The sequence below is a fragment of the Streptococcus oralis genome, from assembly GCF_001075875.1.
Taxonomy (GTDB): domain Bacteria; phylum Bacillota; class Bacilli; order Lactobacillales; family Streptococcaceae; genus Streptococcus; species Streptococcus oralis_I.
This window is the reverse complement of sequence record NZ_JUOS01000173.1, coordinates 24,934-47,119: the sequence shown is the minus strand read 5'-3', so window position 1 is coordinate 47,119 and position 22,186 is coordinate 24,934. Positions and strand designations below refer to the sequence as shown.

Here is a 22,186-nt window from a genome sequence, read left to right as displayed (position 1 = left end):
AAGAACTCCTTAATAATTCTTTGTATACTCCCGATGTTTCGCAACAGCTTCTTTTAATTCTTCCAGATTATCAGAGGAGAATTTCTCTAGAATTTCCTGAGCCAAGACTGTTGCTACGACTGCTTCCATAACGACACCTGCTGCTGGAAGTGCGGTAGGATCACTTCTCTCTACCGTTGCTTTATAAGGCTCATGAGTTTCAATATCGACACTCATCAACGGCTTGTAGAGAGTCGGAATTGGCTTCATAACTCCACGAACGATAATGGGCTGACCATTGGTCATACCACCTTCGAAACCTCCAAGGTTATTAGTCCGACGAGTATAGCCATCCTCTGATGACCAGATGATTTCATCCATGACTTGGCTACCCTTAAGATGGCCTGCTTTAAAACCAAGACCAAACTCCACACCCTTAAAGGCATTGATAGAAACAACAGCTTGAGCTAGTCTTGCATCTAGTTTACGATCCCATTGGACATAAGAACCAAGACCAACCGGAACACCTCCGACAACTGTTTCTACAACACCTCCGATGGTATCCCCATCTCTCTTGACTTGGTCAATATAATCCTTGATCTCCTGCTCACGTTCTTGGTTAACGATAGAAACTTCAGACTGGGCTGCCAGTTTCTTAATCTCTGCGACTGTTAAGTTATCTGGAACATCGATTTCCTTACCACCAAAGACAACAACATGGTTAGCAATTTCGATATCAAGCTCAGCTAATAAACGCTTAGCAACTGCTCCAACTGCAACCCGCATAGTTGTTTCACGGGCAGATGAACGTTCCAAAGAATTTCGCAAATCATCAAAACGGTATTTGATGCCCCCAACCAAGTCAGCGTGACCTGGACGAGGATGTGTGATTTTTCGTTTACTTTTGAGTTTGTCCTCAATATCCTCGGCAGACATGATATCTAGCCATTTTTGATGATCCTTGTTAATGACATCCATGGTGATAGGAGCCCCTGTCGTCTTTCCGTGACGAACTCCAGAAGTAAAGACAACCTGATCGCTCTCGATTTTCATACGTCCACCACGACCGTAACCGCCTTGGCGACGTTTGAGATCCTCATTGATATCTTCTGCAGTCAAAGGCAGTCCTGCAGGAATTCCTTCAATAATTGCTGTCAGACGAGGACCATGTGATTCTCCTGCTGTTAAATATCTCATACATTCTCCTTATTTTATCAAGTATTCTTTCATTTCTTCAAGGGAAACTGGGTGAATGGTCGCTGAACCAAGTTCTGGTACCAAAACTAACTTCATGGTATTTCCACGCGCTTTTTTGTCATGAGTCAAAGCCTGATAGAGCTTGTCAAGGTCCCAGTTTTCATAATCAACAGGAAGACCAAATTTCTGACACATCTCTCGGATAGACTGGGTTATTCCAGCTGGCATGAGGCCTTTTTCTTCTGCTACCTTAGAGACCTGAACCATTCCCATAGCTACTGCCTCACCGTGCATGACTTTTCCGTAACCAGCAGTTGCTTCGATGGCATGGCCAATTGTGTGACCAAAGTTGAGATATAAACGAATGCCATTATCCAACTCATCCTCAACCACCATCTTGCGCTTGACCTGGCAAGAATGCTCAATCAAACTCTCGGAATGTTCCAAAATGCTTTCCACAGAACCATCCATTTTAGATAATAAGTCCCAAAGCTCAGGATCTTCGATGAGGCCATACTTGATGACTTCACCCATTCCTTCAATCAACTCTCTCTTACCCAAGGTCTCAAGAACAGTTGGGTCAATCAAAACACCATCCGGCTGGGCAAAAGTTCCTACCATATTCTTAGCAAAAGGAGTATTCACTCCTGTCTTACCACCGATTGAAGAATCCACCTGGGCTGTCAAACTAGTTGGAATTTGAACGAAATGAACTCCTCGCATGTAGGTTGAAGCCACAAAACCAGCCAAATCGCCAACTACACCACCGCCGAGGGCTACGATTCCATCACTACGAGTCATATCCTGTTTGACTAAAAATTCATAGACTTTTTGAACTGTAGTCAGATTTTTTCGTTCTTCGCCCTCTAAAAAGTCAAAAACTCCCACTTGAAAGCCAGCATCCTCCAAACTCAATTTAACCTTTTCTGCATAGAGTGAAGCCACACGGTTATCCGTTATGATAACAATTTTTTGTGGTTGCCAAAGTTCGCGCAACCATTTTCCTGCTTGAGACAGGCATCCTTTTTCAATCTGAATATCATAAGGATGGTGGGGAAGGTCTATTTTGATTTTCATAGCAGTTCTCCTTTTTTCATTTTTGATACTTTTGTTTTAGTAATTCCCAGATTTGATCTGTTGGCATTTCCTTGCCTGTCCATAACTGAAAAGCTTCCGCCGCTTGGTAAAGCAACATGCCTAGGCCATTGATAGCTTGATTGCCCTGGTTTCTTGCCCACTTTAGAAATGGTGTTTCAAAGGGTTGATAAATCACATCTGCTACCAAGAGCCTCTCTGGTAAAACGATACTTATTGGGATTGGCTGAGATGCTCCATCCATCCCCACACTGGTCGCATTGACCAAGAGTTCAGCTTTTCGAATGTTCTCTTGGAGCTCTTGAGCATCCTCTAAGGCAAACAAATCTACTCTAAAACCTGTTTCATACTGTAGCTTTTCTAAGTAAGGTTTTGTTTTTTCCATTGAAGCCGAGCGTACAAAGACAGAAACTTGACTGACTCCATCCAAGATTGCCTGTGCCAAAATTGCCTTGGCTGCGCCACCTGCTCCTAACAAGACCATTCTTTTCCCTGATATTTTAAAAGAAGGCAAGCTCTTAAAGAATCCCTTGCCATCTGTGTTATATCCAATTAAAGTTCCCTCTCGATTCACCACTGTATTGACAGCACCAATCAAACGAGCTTCTTCACTCAATTGATCCAAATAAGGAATCACCTGTTCCTTGTAGGGCATAGAAAGATTGATTCCAAACATCTGGTAACGACGAATGTTGGCAGCTGTTTCTGCCAAGTCAGTTCCTTCTACCTCCCAAGCAAGATAAACCCCATTGGTATTGGTTGCCTCAAAAGCTTGATTGTGAATGAAGGGTGAAATGGAGTGTTTGATAGGATTGGCGACTACAGCTGCTAAACGTGTGTAGCCATCAATCTTCATTTAGTATCTCCCTAATTTTTTTCATGCTAGATAGAGAAATCTGTCCTGGAGCACTGGCTTCGTCCAGACTTGCAAAAGACCAGCTAGAACCCGTCACATCTGAAGTGATACGAGAAACCTTACCCATTTTCCCCATAGAAATCGTCACATATTCTTGTTCTGGGTTCAGTGTTTTAAAGCCACGCGTAAAGTTCATAAGGTCCAATACATCTTGTTCTGTATGAGCCATAACCGATACTTTAACCACTTTTGGCGTTAGACTGGTTAGCTCGGATAAGATTTCCATCATATTCTCTGGAGTTTCTTGGAAATTATGATAACTCAAAACTAGATTTGGAAAATCAAGCATTTCTTCGAAAACATCCTTGTGAGAAAAATACTCAAAATCGATATATTCAGGTTGATAGAGTTGAGCTACATCTTTGATAATTTGTACATACTCCGCCGAATCCAAATCGATCTCGCCTCCCTCAGCACGAGTTCGCAGGGTAAAGAGGAGTTCGCGGCCTGCAAATTTTTCAAAAATAGCTGGAGCTACCTGTAAAATGACTTCCTTTGGTAGGAAGTCGGCACGCCACTCAATGATATCAGCATCGATATACCGCATGGCATCGATTCCTTGCGCCTCTTCTAAACTCTTTGGCATTACTGAAACGACTAATTTCATTTAGTTACCTTCATGCTAATCACCTTAAGGTAATTACTACTTTCATCTTTTTCATTGTAGACAAAGTCTGCTGGAAGTCCATATTTATTAAGAACCTGGTACTTTCTTCCTGCAAATCCTTTGTCGATTTGTTCTATAAATTTTTGACGGGAAACATTGGCAGCATTGGTGCTAGCAATGATCATACCTCCCGGATTTAAAATCTCTAAACTCTGGGAAATCAACTTGTGATAGTCCTTAGCTACAGAGAAAGTTTGCTTTTTATTACGGGCAAAGCTAGGTGGATCCAGAACGATCACATCATAAGACAAGCCCTTACGTTTAGCGTATTTAAAGTATTCAAAGACATCCATGACGATGAAACGATGACTGTCAAGACTGAGTCCATTGGCATGAAAATGAGCTTCTGACAGTTCTCTTGAACGTTTGGCTAGGTCTACAGAGGTTGTTTCACTAGCTCCCCCCATAGCTGCAGCAACTGAGAAAGCTGCTGTGTAGGAAAACATGTTTAGCAAGGACTTACCCATGGCTAAACCATCAACCAAGCTACCACGCACTTCATGTTGGTCCAAGAAGATGCCTGTCATAAGACCGTCGTTCATAAAGACTTGATAGAGGACACCATTCTCAAGAACTGTAAAATTTTCTGGTGCTTCTTGACCATAGATATGGGCAGACTCATAGTCTAGACCTTTAAAACGAATCTTTTCATAGGCACCTAAGACTTCAGGGAAAACCTGAGCAAAAGCTGCTAAGATCTGTTGGCGAAGCCCATAGATATAGGAGTTATACCATGAAAAAACAACATAATCTCCATAAAGATCCAAAGTCATTCCACCAAAACCATCGCCTTCTTGATTAAACAAACGAAAGGCAGTTGTCAACCCATCTTGATAGTAAGCAGAACGTTTTTGTTTGGCTTTTTCAAACAAACTTTCAAAGAATTTTTGGTTAAAAGAAAGCTTCTGGTTCGTTACAAACCAACCAATTCCCTTATTTTGACGAGATAAATAGGCCTTGCCCAAAAACTGCTTGTTTTGACTCAATAACTCGACTTCTTGATCAGTTTCAGATAGTTCTGGAAAATCAATTTCCTCCAAAAGTACTAGACCTTGGTTTAGTTTTTTTTCAACACGTCTACTGACGAATACTTTATTCATAAACACTATTATAACAAATTTTATAACAATTCACAAAATAGAAACTATTGATTCATCCATCATCTTGCCCTATCTGAGAGAATTTTTCCTCCCATTAGTCCTACTATTTTTATTTTATATATTTCAACACTTCTAGTTGAAAAATAGACATAAAATTTAAAGAGTTTAATTTAAGCGCAAACGTTTGCGCAGAAACTGACTTTATGCTACAATAATTCTCATCACTGTAAGTAAGAGGATAAACTATGAAAAATCAAACCCTAATGCAATATTTTGAATGGTATCTCCCCCACGATGGAAAACACTGGATGCGCCTAGCTGACGACGCTGAACACCTAGCTAATTTAGGCATTAGTCACATTTGGATGCCACCTGCTTTTAAAGCAACAAATGAAAAAGATGTTGGTTACGGCGTCTATGACTTGTTTGACCTTGGAGAATTTAATCAGAAGGGTACTGTACGTACTAAGTATGGCTTTAAGGAAGACTATCTTCATGCCATCCAAACTTTAAAATCTCATGGGATTCAACCAATGGCTGATATCGTCTTAAATCATAAGGCAGCCGCTGACCATTTAGAATCTTTTCAAGTTATCGAAGTGGATCCAGAAGATCGAACTGTGGAACTAGGAGAACCTTTTACCATCAATGGCTGGACTGGTTTTTCTTTTGATGGACGACAAAATACCTACAATGACTTCCACTGGCACTGGTACCACTTTACTGGAACTGACTACGATGCTAAACGCCGTAAATCTGGAATCTATCTGATACAGGGAGACAACAAAGGCTGGGCTCATGAGGAATTAGTCGACAATGAGAATGGCAATTACGACTATCTCATGTATGCCGATCTAGATTTCAAACATCCTGAAGTGATAAAAAATATCTACGATTGGGCAGATTGGTTTATGGAAACGACTGGTGTAACTGGTTTCCGTTTGGATGCAGTCAAACACATTGACTCTTTCTTTATGCGCAATTTCATTCGCGATATCAAAGAAAAATATGGCCAAGATTTCTATGTCTTTGGAGAATTCTGGAATCCAGACAAGGAAGCAAATCTGGACTACCTTGAAAAAATTGAAGAACGCTTTGATCTTGTCGATGTTCGCCTTCACCAAAATCTCTTTGAAGCAAGCAAAGCTGGAGAAAACTATGATTTGACAACCATCTTTGAGGATAGTCTAGTACAACTCAATCCAGACCGAGCTGTAACCTTTGTCGATAACCATGATACTCAACGTGGCCAAGCACTTGAATCCACTGTTGAAGAATGGTTTAAACCAGCAGCCTATGCCCTCATTCTTTTGCGTGAGCAGGGGCTCCCATGTGTCTTTTATGGAGACTACTATGGTATTTCTGGTCAATATGCTCAGCAAGATTTCAAAGATGTTCTTGACCGTTTGCTAGCTATCCGAAAAGAGTTGGCTTATGGAGAGCAAACCGACTACTTTGATGACCCTAATTGTATCGGTTGGATTCGTTCAGGAGCTGACAATCAATCACCACTTGCCATCGTGATTTCTAATGCCAAAGCAAACTCCAAAATCATGTTCGTCGGTCAGGAATGGGCTGACCAAACCTTTGTTGATTTGCTAGGTAACCATCCTGACCAAGTAACCATCAATGCTGAAGGTTATGGAGATTTCCCAGTTACAGAATGCTCTCTTAGTGTATGGGGACTGGCTAACTAATCAATTAATACTCTTCGAAAATCTCTTCAAACCACGTCAGCTTCTCCTTGCCGTATATGTGTTACTGACTTCGTCAGTTCTATCCACAACCTCAAAACGGTGTTTTGAGCAACCTGCGGCTCCCTTCCTAGTTTGCTCTTTGATTTTCATTGAGTATAAAACACACAAAAAATGCCCACAAGCTAGATTTTCTTTCTAGCCTGTAGGCATTTTTTCTATTATCAATACTTAAAATTAGTCTTTCCAAAGATCCATAGCATTTTGAAAATCTGCAGAAACTTGAACATTTTGAGGATTAGTCGCTTCTCTCTCCTGACGCTTAGCCTCTACCTGGACTACACTCTTAATACCTTCATGACGCCAGTTTCTTAGGATAGCCTGGATGTACTTCCAATTTGGTTTTCCATTCAAAACAGCCTCACGTAGGGCTTCTTTAATCAGGTCCGCACTGGTCCCGTCTTCTTTCAAACTCTTTTCTAAATCTTCGATTTCAAAAGGACTTAAGAGACGACCTAGCTCTTGTTGGAAGGTTTCCACCAAGTCTTTCAAATCATTTTTAGCGGGTAGCGCTTGGCTAGGTTCTTGCTTTTCAAAAAGTTGGTCTAAGCGCTCTAAAGCTAAAGTCGCATCAAAAATCACTTCTATCTCACCATTGAGTTCAATGGTTCGGTATTGAAGTAAGCCTTTTTCTGTCAAGCGCGAAATAGCTTGATTGACTTCAAAGACTTGCTTGCCAATTTTCTCTGCGATTTGACTTGGGGACAATTCCCCTAAGGCTGTTGTATTTTGTAGGTAAAAGAATTGCCAAACTAAGAAATCATCGCTTGATGAGAAAAGTTGATTGTAGTTTAAGAACAGAGCACTTGGTAAGACCAAATTCCCTGATTTGAAAGCATCTAAATATGTCATAATTCCTCTTATAAATATCCAAAATGAGACACATCATCTTCTACACTCTTCCACTCAAAAGGCGTTTCTTGGTATACTGCATAATTTACCCAGTTACTGAAAAAGAGGGCTGCAGATGAACTCCACCTCATACAAGGAAGTTCATGAATGTCATCATTTTTGAAATAATTTTCTGGTATATGTGGATCTAAACCAGCATCTAGATCTCTAAAATATTCCTTTGCGAGCGTATCGCGATCATACTCTAAATGCCCAAAGCTATAGACTTCTCTCAAATCTCGACTCGCAAGGATAGAGACTCCTACCTCTTCTCCTGATGCTAAAATCTCTAGATTTGTTTTGTTTAGAATATCTTCTTTGTGGACTTCTGTATGGCGAGAATGAGGGGATACATATAAATCATCAAAACCTCTCAGTAGAAGATGACCTTCTTTCAAAACATCTTGAGAATAAATCCCAGAAAGCTTCTGGTCCATCTGGTATTTATCTACGCCATAGCGATAGTATAGACCCGCTTGTGCTCCCCAGCAAATATACAGGGTTGAAAAGACATGAGTCTTAGACCAATCGATAACCTTAGTAAATTCCTCCCAATAGTCCACTTCTTCAAAAGGGAGATGTTCAACTGGAGCACCTGTAATAATCAAGCCATCAAAATACTGGTCTTGAACTTCTGAGAAGGTCTTATAAAAAGTCTTCATATGCTCAGAACGAGTTGTTTTCGACTGATGACTTTCCATATATAAAAATTCAATATCTAACTGCAAAGGAGTATTGGCTAAATGGCGTAAAAGCTGAGTTTCTGTAACCATTTTCAGTGGCATCAAGTTTAAAATCAGAATTTTCAGTGGTCGAATATCCTGATGAGCCGCCCTCTGGTCATCCATGACGAAAATATTTTCCGTTCGTAAAATCTCAACTGCTGGTAATTTTTTATCAATTCGAATCGGCATAGAAATCTCCTTACTGTATCATATTGGACTCAAGTAAACATGGTATCGTCAACGGGGAAAAATGCTGACGTTTCTCTTTCCCTTTATTATACTGTATGAAGATATAGTTTTCAATTATAATTTTTCTCTAACTAGATATAGCTTATTTTTATATCAAATGAAGAGAAAACAGCCCTAGGGACTGTTTTTCATTAATAATGCATCAGCACTTTATAGTCGTAATCTCCGATAGCTTCACGACCTTTGAGTTCATCCAGTTCGATCAAGAAGGCACAACCTGCTACGATACCACCAAGTTTTTCAATCATTTCGATGGTTGCTTTCACAGTACCACCTGTTGCCAAAAGGTCATCTACGATCAGAACACGTTGACCTGGTTTGATAGCATCTGCGTGCATAGTCAAAGTATCAACTCCATATTCTTTTTCGTAGTCAGCTGAAATAACTTCGCGTGGTAATTTTCCTGGTTTACGCACAGGTGCAAAACCAATTCCCAACTCAAAAGCGACTGGACATCCAACGATAAATCCACGTGCTTCTGGTCCTACGATCATATCAATTTTTTTGTCAGTAGCATATTGAACAATTTCACGAACAGCATAACTGTAGGCATTTCCATCTGCCATCAATGGGCTGATATCACGGAATGTAATTCCTTCTTGTGGATAATTTTCAATACTTGCAATGTAATCTTTTAAGTTCATAGCATTTCTTTCTTTTTAAGTTTTTACTCCCTATTATACCATAAATCTTAGAAAAGAGAAATAGAAAGAAACCCTGGAAACTGAGCCCAAGGCTTCTAATCAGATCTATAACTATTGCTCGTTTAATGAAATCTTTCCTTCTTTTTGCTTTTAGATTTTTGATTGCGTTGACGATTTTGTTGGATTCGCCACTCTCGCTCAAAGTAGGACATGGTTTCAAATACTCTTCGCGGTAAACCGACGTCCAGCAAATAGATTGGGATTTTCAAAACATTTGATTGCTTTGCAGTCGAAAATCTACTTCGTAGACGATTCCATAAAGAGTTGGTTTTCAAAAGATCTTTATCATTAAAATGAACTTCAATAGTATAAAAATCCCTTGAACTTCTACCACCCTTGATTCTCATTAGAGAAAATGTTTCTACTTGCCCCCAGGAATAAAACTGCCAATCTTTTTTAGGATGTGGCTTATAGGAAAAACCTTGGGCCGTACATTTCAAATACTCTTTATCTGAAAAAAGAAGTCGCAAACGTTCATACAAAATCCATCCAACAATGATGATTAAGAATAAGACAAAGAGTCTTAATGCCACCAATCCCACAGGTGCCTCCTTGGGATAGGTCATCATAAAAGATAGGATCCAAAGAAGAAAAGCTAACTCAAGGAAGCAGAGAAGAATAGTCCAAATGATTTTCTTACTGCTCCATTTGATAATTTTTTCTTCCATTAAGCTAACTCACTTAAATATTCATAGCGTTCATATTTTTCAAGCAAGGCTTCATTCTTCTCATCTAACTCTTTTTGAAGAGTAGCTAACTTCCCAAAGTCCGAGCCATTGGCCTGCATTTCCTCTTCAATGACAGAGATACGATTTTCCAAGGCTTCGATGTCACTTTCAATACTTGCCCACTCTTGCTTTTCTTGGTAGGTCATGCGTTTCTTTTCTTCACGGACTTTGACGACTTTTTCCTTCTCAGCCTTTTGAACTTGACTTGTCGCTTCTGCTTCGAAGGCTTTTTCATCTAGGTAGTCGGTATAATGCCCAAAGAAAGGACGAATGCTACCATTCTCAAAAGCAAGAATCTTAGTCGCAACTTTATCAAGGAAATAGCGGTCGTGACTAACTGTTAAGACTGGACCTGCAAAACCTTGTAAGAAATTTTCTAGAACAGTTAAGGTTGCAATGTCTAGGTCATTAGTTGGCTCATCCAAGAGGAGCACATTGGGTTTTTCGAGGAGTAGTTTAAGGAGGTAAAGTCGTTTTTTCTCACCACCAGACAACTTCTCAATCAAAGTACCGTGTGTTGAACGCGGGAAGAGAAATTGTTCTAGTAACTCAGCGATAGAGGTCGTAGAGCCACCGCTAGTTTTAACCTCTTCTGCCACTTCCTGCAGATAATTGATAACCCGCTTACTCTCATCCAAGCCTTCGATTTGTTGAGAGAAATAGGCGATGCGAACCGTTTCGCCGATGATAACTTGTCCATCAGTTGGTTCAAGACTTCCTGCAATTAGGTTAAGAAGGGTTGACTTCCCAACACCATTGTCACCAACGATTCCGATACGGTCTTTGGCTTGAACCAAAAGGTTAAAATGTTGCAGAATCTGTTTGTCGTCATAGGCAAAGGAAACATCCTTAAACTCGATGACCTTTTTACCGATACGGCTAGTTTCAAAATTCATGCTTAAGTCTGTCTCAACACTATTATCTGAAACTTCCTTCTTCAAGTCATGGAAACGATTAATACGCGCCTGTTGCTTGGTTGCACGAGCTTGTGGTTGTCTTCTCATCCAGGCTAATTCCTGTTTATAGAGTTGTTCCTTTTTGTGAAGAAGAGCTGCGTCGCGCTCATCCTGTTCAGCCTTGAGACGAACATAGTCTTGGTAATTTCCTTGATATTCGGTCAAACCAGCTCGGTCTAACTCAAAGATTCGCGTTGAGAGCGCATCTAGGAAGTAACGGTCGTGGGTGATAAATAACACTGTTTTCTTGGAATTTTTCAAGAAGAGGGTTAGCCACTCAATGGTGGCAATATCCAAGTGGTTGGTAGGCTCATCAAGAAGCAGAAGATCATGGTTGCCCAGAAGGACTTGCGCCAACTGAACCCGTCTTCGCAAACCACCTGATAGGGCTCCAACGGGAGTTGATAAATCCTGAATACCCAACTTGCTGAGAACGGTCTTGACCTGACTCTCAATTTCCCAAGCTTGGAGGGAATCCATCTCTGACATAACCCTTTCCAAACGTGCCTGCTTATCCTCACTGTAGTTGAGCATGAGCAATTCATACTCACGGATCAACTGGATTTCTTTCAAATCACTCGATAGAACAGTATCCAAGACAGTCTTGTTATCATCAAAATCTGGGTCCTGAGTCAAATAGCCAATCTTGTAATCATTTTTTGCCGAAAAAGGGCTCACATCACCATCAAAACCAGAAACTCCTGAAAGTACATCTAAAAGGGTTGTTTTCCCAGTTCCATTGACGCCGATAAGACCGATTCTGTCCAAGTCATGAATGATAAAGGAAATATCCTTAAAGACAGTCTTGTCTCCAACGGATTTACTTAGTTTTTCAACAATAAAATCACTCATTTTTTCTCCCTCAAGTAGGCATGAATAGCTTCCAAGTTATTTTCCAAATCTCCATCCACAATAGCATACTCAATCTCTGCTAAAATTTCTCCCATTTCTGGTCCTGGTTGATAGCCATATTCTTTGATCAAAATCCCACCATTGATTTGAATTTCTTTCTTATCATGGATAGTTAGGCTGTGATAAGTCTCTGTGATGGCCTGTGGATTGACTTCTTTTCCTTGAGCCTGACGAAGATTTTCAGCCTGTAAAAGTAAATCTAGATCAAAGCGGTAACAATCGCGCTTGCTTAGTTCTCCTTCTTCACGAAGTTCTAAGATCGTAAGTAAATCTTGAACTTGCTTGGCAAATTGACGAGAAGTTTTCCAATGTTTCAAAAATTGTTGAGCATCTTCCACTTCTAAAACCCATAAGAGTGCAGCCCAGGCTTGCTCAGAAGATTCAAAGGTAAAATCAGCCTCTAAGTCAAACAAAGATTGGAGTTTGTCCTGACTACCAGCCATATCTGGAAGATAATCATAAGCTTTACTTGCAATCATAGAAGATAAACCTACTCGCCAATAGGGAGCCAGTAAAAGTTTATCAAATTCAACAAAAGTACGTTCCACAGAAATTTTCTCTAAGAGTGGCGTTAAGGTCTTCATAGCTTCAAAGGTTTCTTGCTCGAGTTCAAAACCAAGACTGGCTTGAAAACGAAATCCGCGCATAATGCGTAGCGCGTCTTCGTTGAAACGTTCACTAGCTACACCAACTGCTCGTAAAACTTGATTTTCTAGATCTTGTAAACCATCAAATAAATCAACGATTTCCCCTTCTTCATCCAAGGCAAAGGCATTGACTGTGAAATCTCGGCGTTTGAGGTCCTCTTCTAACGAACGAACAAAAGAAACTGAACTTGGTCTACGGTAGTCTACATAGACATCTTCAGTTCTAAAAGTGGTCACTTCGTACTCTTCATCTCCGTCTAAAACCAAGACGGTTCCATGCTCAATCCCGATATCAGCTGTACGAGGGAAAATCTGCTTGGTCTCTTCTGGATAAGATGACGTCGCAATATCCACATCATGAATGGGACGATTGAGTAGGGCATCCCTAACAGAGCCTCCAACAAAATAGGCTTCAAAGCCTGCTTCTTTAATTTTTTCTAATACTGGTAAAGCCTTCTGAAATTCAGAAGGCATTTGTGTTAATCTCATAATAAGTGTTCTAATCCATAGACAAGCTCATGACGCTTGACAACTTCTTTGATTCCCAAATTCACCCCTGTCATGAAGGAGCTACGATCATAGGAGTCATGACGTAGGGTCAATCCTTCTCCCTGATTTCCAAATATAACTTCCTGATGAGCTACCAAACCTGGTAAACGAACCGAATGGATTCGCATGCCATCAAAATTAGCTCCACGTGCACCTGCAATGAGTTCTTCCTCATCGCTAGCACCTTGTTGGATAGACTCACGAACCTCTGCCATCAATTCCGCTGTTTTGATAGCTGTTCCGCTAGGGGCATCTTTTTTCTTGTCATGGTGAAGCTCAATAATCTCTACATTTGGGAAGTATTTTGCAGCTTGTGCCGCAAATTGCATGAGCAAGACAGCACCCAAAGCAAAGTTAGGAGCAATCAAGCCACCCAAGTTTTTAGAACGAGAAAATTCTTTTAGTTCTTCAATCTCTTGACTAGTGAAACCTGTTGTTCCAACGACAGGTGCAAAGCCATTTTCAAGCGCAAAACGGGTATTCTCATAGGCAACAGCTGGTGTTGTAAAGTCCACCCATACATCTGCCTCAAAGCCTGCCAAGTCATTCTTATCATTGAATACTGGAATTCCCTGCCAGTCAGATGCAGACTCAAAAGGATCTAAAACTGCTACTAGTTCAAGTTCAGGATCAGACAAAACCATCTGACAAGCAGCTTGGCCCATTCTCCCCTTAAAACCAGCAATAATTACTCGAATACTCATCTCAATCTCTACTCCTGTTTAAGATACAAAGGACCTTAGCTGCCCATGAAAAATAGGGAATGGCGCTGACTTTCCACGAAAGGAAAGACAGGCATCTTTTTTCAAGAGGTAGGTAGTCCGTGTTCAGTTTCTAAGATACAAAGGACCTTAACTGTCCATGAAAAATAGTCTAGATTATGGGTGTATAGCCCAGAGCAATACTTCCTTCTCCCAGGTGAGTCCCAATAACACTACCGAAGGTTGCAATTGAAACATCTGTAGCCACTCCACCATCTATCAAAAGCTGGCGCAAATCTGCTGCTTTTTGAGGAGCATTCCCGTGAATGACAGTAATCTGGTAATTCCCATTAGCTGTTGATTCTTTAACAATTTCAACTAAGCGTTTTGTAGCCTTTTTCTCTGTACGAACCTTTTCATATACTTCTATCACACCTTGGTCATTGAAATATAGGATTGGCTTGATACTGAGGAGATTCCCCAAAATGGCTGCACCATTAGAGAGTCGGCCCCCCTTAACTAGATGGTCAAGATCATCCACCATGATAAAGGCTGAAGTTTTCTGGATTTGATTTTCCAACTGATCTAAAATGGTAGTAAACTCTTCGCCTTGCTCTGCCCATCTAAAGACACTTTCAACCATATAGCCTAGAGGAGCACTTGTAATACGAGTATCAGGAAAGGCAATGGTTAATCCTTCGAACTCATCCGTCATATACTGGATATTTTGGTGAAATCCTGAGATTCCAGAAGAAAGGAAGAGACCCAGAACATGAGTATATCCTTTTTCTTTCAATGATGACAAAATTTCATCCAACTTAGCAATACTTGGCTGACTTGTTTTAGGTAGCTCAGATGAACGAGCCATTTTTTCATAAAATTCTTGAGCGGTTAGATTTACACCTTCAACATACTCCTGTCCATCGATATTCACAGGAATGTCTAGCACAAATAAATCTTCTTTCCGCAAGGTTTCCGCTTGTAGAAAAGCAGATGAGTCTGTTATGACCGCTAATTTCATTTCTTAAAACTCCAAATTAATTCCCGGTAAATCAAGGGCAATTTCTGTTACTTCGTAAGTCAAACGATTAAGCATATCCAAACATGGACGAGCTAGTGTCTCAACTTCTTCTTGGTTGAAATCACTTGGTTGGTCGACAATACGACCTTCAACATGATTGACTTGAGAAATCGTTCCACTAATGACAAATCTATCAAAGACAATCATAAAGCTCAAAACAACTACCAAAGAAGTAACTTGATTATCTTGATCATGCTGAAGCAACTGGAAGTTTACATCAACCTTAGTTTCAGGTGCTCCATTTTCATTTTCCCATTCAAAGTTACGCGCATCAAAGTGATACTGGCTGACAAATTCTTGTTCACGTTTTAAATTCATTTTCATCTCCATTTGTACAATTACAATATAGTTGCCATTGTACCATATTTTTTTATTTTCTGCTAGATTTACTAAATACCAATCTCAGTTTTAACAACTTGGGCAATAGTATCTACATAGTAGTCAACTTCCTCAGTGGTTGGGGCTTCAGCCATGACACGCAAGAGTGGCTCCGTTCCACTTGGACGAACGAGGATGCGGCCATTCCCTGCCATTTCTTCTTCCATCTTCTCGATAATGGCTTTGATAGCAGGAACTTCCATTGCCTTTTCTTTCATGCTATTCTCAACTCGAATATTGACTAATTTTTGTGGGTAAATAGTCACTTCTGCTGCCAACTGAGACAAGCTCTTACCTGTTTCTTGCATGATCTTCGTCAATTGCACAGCTGATAACTGACCATCACCAGTTGTATTGTAGTCCATCAAGATAACGTGACCAGACTGCTCACCTCCAAGGTTATAGCCAGACTTTCTCATTTCTTCAACTACATAGCGGTCTCCAACAGCAGTGACTGCTTTATTGATTCCTTCACGGTCCAAGGCTTTATGGAAACCAAGGTTAGACATAACGGTTGTTACGATCGTGTTTTGAGCCAATTGACCTTTTTCAGAGAGGTATTTCCCAATGATGTACATAATCTTGTCACCATCAACGATTTCTCCATTTTCATCAACAGCAATCAAACGGTCGCTATCACCATCAAAGGCCAAACCGATAGCTGACCCGCTTTCTTTTACAAGTTCTTGCAAGGCTTCTGGATGAGTTGAACCAACGTTCAAGTTGATGTTAAGGCCATCTGGTGTTTCACCGATAACTGTTAATTGAGCACCTAGATCAGCAAAAATTTGACGAGCACTTGTTGCTGCTGCACCATTTGCTGTGTCCAAGGCAACCTTCATCCCTTCAAGAGGAGTTCCAGTTGAAACAAGGTAGCCTTCATACTTACGCAAGCCTTCTGGATAATCAACAACAGTACCTAAACCTTCAGCACTTGGACGTGGAAGAGTATCTTCACTGGCATCTAGCAAGGCTTCGATTTCTGCTTCCTTGTCATCGTCAAGTTTAAAGCCGTCACCACCAAAGAATTTAATTCCGTTATCAAGGGCTGGGTTGTGACTAGCTGAAATCATGACACCTGCGCTCGCACCTTCTGTTTTAACAAGATAAGCTACTGCTGGTGTTGCAAGAACGCCTAGTTTGTAAACGTGAATTCCGACTGAAAGGAGGCCAGCAATCAAAGCTGCTTCCAGCATTTGACCTGAGATACGAGTGTCACGTCCTACAAACACTTTCGGAGCTTCAGTCGTATGTTGACTAAGAACATAACCTCCAAAACGTCCCAATTTAAAAGCTAATTCTGGCGTAAGTTCTACGTTTGCTTCTCCACGGACTCCGTCCGTTCCAAAATATTTACCCATTTTTTTATCCTTTTCTATTGTTTTATTAATCTTTTTTTGAAGAGTCTGGCTTGGTTTCAGAACCAGTTGAAGACGAACTGCCCGAAGATGAGCTTGTCGTTGATGAGCTAGAACTACTTGCTGATCTAGCTTGTTTCGTTGTTATCTTCATGCTTGTTTCATACGGTGTAATCACCGTTGGTAAAACTGTTCCATTCTTATCAATAGCTTGTAGAGGAACTGAACCCGTATAATTTCCTGTAATTTTTTCACTAGTTGGTAAAACAGCCACAATCTTATCAATCTTAGACAAGGTATCAACATCACTAGTAACCGAAACGCGTTCATCTGAAACAGTCACACTATCGATAAGAATTCGTTCATCAACCTTACCAGAGTCAATCTGTGGAGTGACTGGTAAATTATCCCGTGTTGCTTTCTTCCCAATTTTAACGGTGATTTTCTGCGGTGTTGCTAGGGCTGTTAAACCACTTGGTAGATTCTCAATGGTCAAGGGAACTTCAACGGTTCCTTCTGTCGCCTGTGTTAAATCTGCAGTAACCTTAAATTTACGAGTGCTTTCTTGCATCTCACTAGCCAAGGTCACTCGATTGGATCCAGTTAAAAATACCGTTACTTCTGAACTAAAACCACTAATAAAATACTGCTCACTATCATACTGAATATCAATTGGTACATTTACGACCGTATTGGTATAGGTTTCTGTTCGAGCCGGTCTTGCATTATTATTATTTTGATAATTAATAGAGGTAGCGTAAATAAATAAAACGCAAGCAAAGAGGAGTGAGGAGATGATATATAAACTATTTTTTTTCATTCTTCCAGCCTCCTAATATACGCTCTGTTAAGCTTGGCTCTTGTGAATTTTCCGGAATCAGTATACGACGTAGCTCTTCCTCAAATTCTTCCATCGTTAAATCATGCTTAAAGACACCATTATAGGTAATGGAAATACCTCCAGTTTCCTCTGATACCACAAAAGTGAGAGCATCAGAAACCTCAGATAAACCAATGGCTGCACGGTGCCGCGTTCCAAACTCCTTAGAAATACCAGTGTCTTCAGTAAGTGGAAGATAAGCAGATGTTACAGCTATTCGTTCACCTTTTATAATGACTGCACCATCATGTAAAGGTGTGTTTGGAATGAAGATATTGATTAAGAGTTCTGCAGAAATCTTAGCATCTAAAGGAATCCCCGTGGAAATATATTCCTGCAAAGTTCTGACACGCTGAACTGATACAAGTGCTCCAATTTTTCGCGGGCTCATATATTCTACCGCTTTAACAAAGGCCTGAATCATCTGTTCTTCTGAACTCATTGGTGTACTTGAAAAGAAATCAGTCGCACGTCCTAATCGCTCTAAACCTGTCCGAATTTCTGGAGAGAAAATAACAACCGCTGCGATAACACCGTAAGTAATCAATTGATTGATCAACCAGGAAATAGTTGTTAAGCCTAGGGTATTTGCTGCTATCTGAGCTAAGATAAACACTAAAACACCTCGAACCAGGATCATAATCTTGGTTCCTGCAATTGATTTTGTAAATTGGTATAAGATATAGGCAACAATAAGAATATCAATCACATTTATCAGAATACTCCAAGGACTGGAAAATAAACTAGACCAGTATTGAAGATTAGATAATTGTTGAAAATTCATTCTAGGCCTCCTCTCCATAAAAAAGCTACTCTTCATTATATCATTTTATATGAAAATTTTCTTCCCCCTACTTCATTTTAAATTGGTAGAAAATATGATAGAATAAAATGATAGAAATGAATTAAGGAGAAACCATGTCTGAACTATATGATATTACCATTGTAGGAGGTGGACCTGTCGGTCTTTTCGCAGCCTTTTATGCTCACCTTCGTCAAGCCAAAGTACAAATCATCGATTCTCTTCCTCAACTAGGTGGTCAACCTGCCATCCTATATCCTGAAAAACAAATTCTCGATGTTCCAGGTTTTCCAAACCTCACAGGGGAAGAATTGACTAACCGCCTTTTGGAACAACTTGAAGGGTTTGAGACACCTGTTCACCTCAATGAAACTGTTCTTGAGATTGAAAAAGAGGATGATGTTTTTAAGATTACAACTAATAAGGGAAATCATACTTCTAAAACCGTTATTATTGCTATGGGTGGTGGTGCCTTTAAACCACGTCCACTCGAATTAGAAGGTGTTGAAGGCTATGACAATATCCACTACCACGTTTCTAATATTCAACAATACGCTGGTCAGAAGGTAACCATCCTGGGTGGTGGTGACTCAGCCGTTGACTGGGCTTTAGCTTTTGAAAAGATTGCTCCAACTACACTTGTTCACCGTCGCGATAACTTCCGTGCACTTGAGCATAGCGTCCAAGCCTTGCAAGAGTCTTCTGTGACTATCAAAACACCTTTTGTGCCAAGTCAGCTTCTTGGAGATGGAAAAACTTTAGACAAGCTTGAAATAACAAAAGTTAAATCCGATGAGACCGAAACTATTGAACTCGACCACCTCTTCGTCAACTATGGCTTCAAATCATCAGTTGGTAATCTTAAAAACTGGGGACTTGACCTTAACCGTCACAAGATTATCGTCAATAGTAAGCAGGAGTCAAGCCAAGCTGGAATTTACGCTATCGGTGACTGCTGCTACTACGAAGGTAAGATTGACTTGATTGCGACAGGTCTAGGTGAAGCACCAACTGCCGTTAATAATGCTATCAACTATATCGACCCCGAACAAAAAGTACAACCAAAACACTCTACAAGTCTATAAGAAAAGAACCACGAATCATACGATTCGTGGTTTTTACAATTCCTCTGCAATTTTGTTAATCTTTCTCAGGCGATGATTGACACCACTTTTGGTTAGGGAATTTGTCAGACTATCTGCCAATTGTTGAATAGAATAGTCTGGATGCTGGATACGCAGACGGGCAACTTCCTGCAAGTCTGCTGGAAGATTATCCAAGCCAATTCTATCTTTGATTTTACTGATATTGTTAATGGTTTTCATACTCGCTGAAACCGTACGAGCAATATTAGCCGTCTCTGCATTATTGGCACGATTGAGATCATTACGAGTTTCTCGGAGAATCTTGACACCTTCAAAAGTATCTCGCGCCTGCATGGCTCCCACCAAAATCAGAAAATCCATAATATCTTCTGCTCGCTGGAGATAGGTCACTGCACCTTTTTTTCGTTCAATCACCTTGGCATCTAACAAAAACTGCTGCAAAAGCGAAGCAATCCCTTGAGCATGATCTAGATAAACTGAACTAATTTCCAGCTGATACTTGCCTGACTCGGGATCACGAATGCTGCCATTCGCTAAAAAGGCTCCACAGAGATAGGCACGTCCTGCTTCTTCATCTCCTAAAATATCCGGATCAATCCCTGTCTCCAGGCCGAAGAAAGAATCAGCCAAACGTAAATCCGCTAAAAGTTCTTGGACTCGCTCATCAGTAAATACAGTATAGACGCGATTTTTACGAAGATTACTTCTCTGATGATGACGAATCTCCGACTTGATACCATAGAAGTGTAAGAAAGATTCATAGAGATGGCGGGCAAGCTTGGCACTCTCTGTAACAACGGACAAGGTCAAGCCAGAACTCGACAAACCTACGCTTCCAGACATTTTGATAATGGCTGATAACTCATAGCGACTCAGATGGTGCTGACCTAGGATTTCTTCTTTTACTGCTACTGTGAAACTCATTTTCTCACCTGTATGATGCGCATCAATTCATCAACGATTAAATCCCCATCGTGGAAGGCGCCACCATTTTCCAAACGAAGGAAATTAGATGAAATGACACGTGGAACTTGTTGACGCAAACCGTCGAAATCATGCTCAACCTGAACTAGATATTCATCAAAACGGTTGGTATCCATATAATCTCTAGGTACCTTTTCAATATTGACAAGCACAGTATCAATAAATGGTCTACCCAAATGACGTTGCAAGACTTCCACATGATCACTATCTGTAAAATGCTCAGTCTCACCACGTTGGGTCATGATATTGCAAACATAAGCCACCTCTGCTTTGGTTTCAAGAAGGGCTTTTCCAATCTCTTCAATGACGATATTCGGCAAAATAGAGGTAAAGAGTGAACCAGGCCCTAAGACAATCATATCACTCTCAAGAATGGTATTCACAACTCGACGACTTGCTTGTGGTTTTTCATCATCTAGGGTATTGGTGACGTAAACATGATCAATCATGCCTGGATGGTCTGCAATGTGACTTTCCCCAGCCACTTCTGAACCATCTTTAAAGACTGCGTGCAAGGTTAAGGGATGATCACTAGAGGGATAAATCTTACCTGTCGTATGGAAAAATTTACTCAGTAATTGCATGGCATTATAGGTTGAACCCTGCATTTCAGAAAGCCCTGCTATGAGAATATTCCCCAGAGGATGTCCAGCAAAAGCACCTGCATCCTCCGAAAAGCGGTATTGAAAAACCTTCTCATAAAACTTAGGCATATCAGACATGGCTACGAGGACATTGCGAAGATCCCCAGGAGGTGTCAATTGTTGGATATTTTTTCTAAGTTCTCCTGAAGAGCCTCCATCATCTGCTACTGTTACAATAGCAGCAATCTCAACATCTTTTTCCCGTAAACTTTTCAGAATAACAGGAATACCAGTTCCCCCACCAATCACCGTAATTTTTGGTTTTCTCATGAACGGTTTACCGTTTCCTTTCTTCGATCTTTATCACGATGACTTTCGTTTACAGGCCACTTTTTAGCTAAATCATTGGCTAATCGTTTCGCAAAAGCAACACTTCGGTGTTGACCACCAGTACAACCAATCGCAATAGTTAAGACTGATTTGCCTTCTTTTTTATAGCCTGGTAGGATTGGTTCAATCAAGGCTAACAAATGACGGTAGAAATCTTCAGATTCCTCATGGTTCATGACATAGTCATAAACTGCCTGATCTTCACCTGTCTGATTGCGAAGTTCTGACAGATAGTAAGGGTTTGGTAAAAAGCGAACATCAAATACCAAATCGGCATCAATTGGAATGCCGTATTTAAACCCAAATGACATGACCTCGATACGGAAAGACTGCGTTTGTTCCTGGTCCGAAAATTGCTCTGCAATAGTCTTGCGAAGTTCACGAGGAGTTAACTCTGTTGTGTCAACCACATTTTGGCTCATATTTTTTAATGGAGCTAAGAGTTCACGTTCCAGCTTGATACCGTCCAAGATACGACCATCTGCTGCAAGAGGGTGACTTCTTCTAGTTTCCTTATAACGTGCCACCAATTCCTTATCAGCAGCATCCAAAAAGAGAATTTTGAAGTCCAAATCATCTTGATTTTCCAATTCATCCAAGACAGCCTGAATCTCTGAGAAGAAAGAGCGGCTTCGCATATCCACCACTAGGGCTAACTTGTGGTCGTCATCCTTGGTCTCTACCAACTGCAAAAACTTTGGCAATAGAGCTGGTGGCATATTATCAATAGTAAAATATCCTAAATCTTCAAAGGATTGAATGGCTACAGTTTTCCCTGCACCACTCATCCCTGTTACAATCACCAGGTGAAGTTGTTTCATTGTCATCATAGTCTCCTTATATCAAAAGAAGT

At 40.5% G+C, this 22,186-nt stretch carries 22 protein-coding genes; 2 read left to right on the top strand and 20 right to left on the bottom strand.

Features of this window, described 5'->3' with window-relative positions:
- Positions 1–9: 9 nt before the first annotated feature.
- From aroC to ADM33_RS09380, 5 genes are read right to left on the bottom strand one after another with little or no spacing between them, the layout of a single operon-like run.
- Complete coding sequence (gene aroC / locus ADM33_RS09400) at positions 10–1,176, bottom strand: chorismate synthase (protein WP_049504760.1); 1,167 nt, start codon at positions 1,174–1,176, stop codon at positions 10–12.
- Positions 1,177–1,185: 9 nt separating this feature from the next.
- A complete protein-coding gene (gene aroB, locus ADM33_RS09395) occupies positions 1,186–2,253 on the bottom strand; it encodes a 3-dehydroquinate synthase (RefSeq protein WP_049504758.1) in 1,068 nt (355 codons plus the stop codon).
- Between the two features lie 16 nt (positions 2,254–2,269).
- The gene (locus tag ADM33_RS09390) at positions 2,270–3,127 is read right to left on the bottom strand and encodes a shikimate dehydrogenase (RefSeq protein ID WP_049504756.1); all 858 of its coding nucleotides are present in this window, start codon (positions 3,125–3,127) and stop codon (positions 2,270–2,272) included.
- Entirely contained in the window at positions 3,117–3,794 is a 678-nt protein-coding gene (aroD, locus tag ADM33_RS09385) for a type I 3-dehydroquinate dehydratase (RefSeq protein WP_000780371.1), read from the bottom strand. Before aroD ends, ADM33_RS09390 begins: the two co-directional genes overlap by 11 nt.
- Positions 3,791–4,954 carry a class I SAM-dependent rRNA methyltransferase gene (locus tag ADM33_RS09380; RefSeq protein WP_049504755.1) on the bottom strand — a complete coding sequence of 388 codons (1,164 nt, stop codon included), beginning with the start codon at positions 4,952–4,954 and terminating at the stop codon, positions 3,791–3,793. Before ADM33_RS09380 ends, aroD begins: the two co-directional genes overlap by 4 nt.
- Before the next feature lie 245 nt (positions 4,955–5,199).
- Between ADM33_RS09380 and ADM33_RS09375 the strand changes: the two genes are divergently transcribed.
- Positions 5,200–6,651 carry an alpha-amylase gene (locus ADM33_RS09375; RefSeq protein WP_049504753.1) on the top strand — a complete coding sequence of 484 codons (1,452 nt, stop codon included), beginning with the start codon at positions 5,200–5,202 and terminating at the stop codon, positions 6,649–6,651.
- A gap of 234 nt (positions 6,652–6,885) precedes the next feature.
- On the opposite strand, the gene ADM33_RS09365 is transcribed toward ADM33_RS09375, so the two are convergent.
- The 12 genes from ADM33_RS09365 to cdaA all read right to left on the bottom strand — a co-directional run bounded on the left by ADM33_RS09365 (position 6,886) and on the right by cdaA (position 18,251).
- Complete coding sequence (locus tag ADM33_RS09365; protein WP_049504750.1) at positions 6,886–7,560, bottom strand: DnaD domain-containing protein; 675 nt, start codon at positions 7,558–7,560, stop codon at positions 6,886–6,888.
- Between the two features lie 8 nt (positions 7,561–7,568).
- Positions 7,569–8,513, bottom strand: coding sequence for a homoserine O-acetyltransferase MetA (gene metA / locus ADM33_RS09360; RefSeq protein ID WP_016466652.1), 945 nt, complete (start codon positions 8,511–8,513; stop codon positions 7,569–7,571).
- Between the two features lie 191 nt (positions 8,514–8,704).
- Positions 8,705–9,217 carry an adenine phosphoribosyltransferase gene (locus ADM33_RS09355; protein ID WP_049504747.1) on the bottom strand — a complete coding sequence of 171 codons (513 nt, stop codon included), beginning with the start codon at positions 9,215–9,217 and terminating at the stop codon, positions 8,705–8,707.
- Positions 9,218–9,339: 122 nt separating this feature from the next.
- The gene (locus ADM33_RS09350) at positions 9,340–9,945 is read right to left on the bottom strand and encodes a hypothetical protein (protein WP_049504746.1); all 606 of its coding nucleotides are present in this window, start codon (positions 9,943–9,945) and stop codon (positions 9,340–9,342) included.
- Positions 9,945–11,813 (bottom strand): ABC-F family ATP-binding cassette domain-containing protein, encoded by a 1,869-nt coding sequence (locus tag ADM33_RS09345; RefSeq protein WP_049504745.1) that lies wholly within the window; start codon positions 11,811–11,813, stop codon positions 9,945–9,947. Before ADM33_RS09345 ends, ADM33_RS09350 begins: the two co-directional genes overlap by 1 nt.
- Positions 11,810–13,009 carry a CCA tRNA nucleotidyltransferase gene (locus ADM33_RS09340; RefSeq protein WP_080982724.1) on the bottom strand — a complete coding sequence of 400 codons (1,200 nt, stop codon included), beginning with the start codon at positions 13,007–13,009 and terminating at the stop codon, positions 11,810–11,812. The genes ADM33_RS09345 and ADM33_RS09340 overlap by 4 nt, the downstream gene beginning before the upstream one ends.
- Positions 13,006–13,773, bottom strand: coding sequence for a 4-hydroxy-tetrahydrodipicolinate reductase (gene dapB, locus ADM33_RS09335; RefSeq protein ID WP_049504741.1), 768 nt, complete (start codon positions 13,771–13,773; stop codon positions 13,006–13,008). Before dapB ends, ADM33_RS09340 begins: the two co-directional genes overlap by 4 nt.
- Before the next feature lie 169 nt (positions 13,774–13,942).
- Positions 13,943–14,791 (bottom strand): DegV family protein, encoded by an 849-nt coding sequence (locus tag ADM33_RS09330; protein WP_049504739.1) that lies wholly within the window; start codon positions 14,789–14,791, stop codon positions 13,943–13,945.
- Positions 14,792–14,794: 3 nt separating this feature from the next.
- Positions 14,795–15,169 (bottom strand): DUF1149 family protein, encoded by a 375-nt coding sequence (locus tag ADM33_RS09325; protein WP_001050083.1) that lies wholly within the window; start codon positions 15,167–15,169, stop codon positions 14,795–14,797.
- A gap of 71 nt (positions 15,170–15,240) precedes the next feature.
- The gene (glmM, locus tag ADM33_RS09320) at positions 15,241–16,590 is read right to left on the bottom strand and encodes a phosphoglucosamine mutase (RefSeq protein ID WP_000521467.1); all 1,350 of its coding nucleotides are present in this window, start codon (positions 16,588–16,590) and stop codon (positions 15,241–15,243) included.
- A 25-nt stretch (positions 16,591–16,615) separates the two neighbouring features.
- A complete protein-coding gene (locus tag ADM33_RS09315) occupies positions 16,616–17,407 on the bottom strand; it encodes a CdaR family protein (RefSeq protein ID WP_000742292.1) in 792 nt (263 codons plus the stop codon).
- Entirely contained in the window at positions 17,394–18,251 is an 858-nt protein-coding gene (gene cdaA / locus ADM33_RS09310; RefSeq protein WP_001011056.1) for a diadenylate cyclase CdaA, read from the bottom strand. The genes ADM33_RS09315 and cdaA overlap by 14 nt, the downstream gene beginning before the upstream one ends.
- A gap of 134 nt (positions 18,252–18,385) precedes the next feature.
- Here cdaA and ADM33_RS09305 point away from each other — a divergent pair, with 134 nt between their 5' ends.
- Positions 18,386–19,354 (top strand): NAD(P)/FAD-dependent oxidoreductase, encoded by a 969-nt coding sequence (locus tag ADM33_RS09305; protein ID WP_049504737.1) that lies wholly within the window; start codon positions 18,386–18,388, stop codon positions 19,352–19,354.
- A gap of 33 nt (positions 19,355–19,387) precedes the next feature.
- On the opposite strand, the gene whiA is transcribed toward ADM33_RS09305, so the two are convergent.
- From whiA to rapZ, 3 genes are read right to left on the bottom strand one after another with little or no spacing between them, the layout of a single operon-like run.
- Positions 19,388–20,299: a DNA-binding protein WhiA gene (whiA, locus tag ADM33_RS09300; RefSeq protein WP_049504735.1), complete on the bottom strand. Its 912-nt coding sequence runs from the start codon at positions 20,297–20,299 to the stop codon at positions 19,388–19,390.
- Entirely contained in the window at positions 20,296–21,273 is a 978-nt protein-coding gene (locus ADM33_RS09295; RefSeq protein ID WP_049504733.1) for a YvcK family protein, read from the bottom strand. The genes whiA and ADM33_RS09295 overlap by 4 nt, the downstream gene beginning before the upstream one ends.
- The gene (rapZ, locus tag ADM33_RS09290; RefSeq protein WP_049504730.1) at positions 21,270–22,160 is read right to left on the bottom strand and encodes an RNase adapter RapZ; all 891 of its coding nucleotides are present in this window, start codon (positions 22,158–22,160) and stop codon (positions 21,270–21,272) included. The genes ADM33_RS09295 and rapZ overlap by 4 nt, the downstream gene beginning before the upstream one ends.
- Positions 22,161–22,186 lie beyond the last annotated feature (26 nt).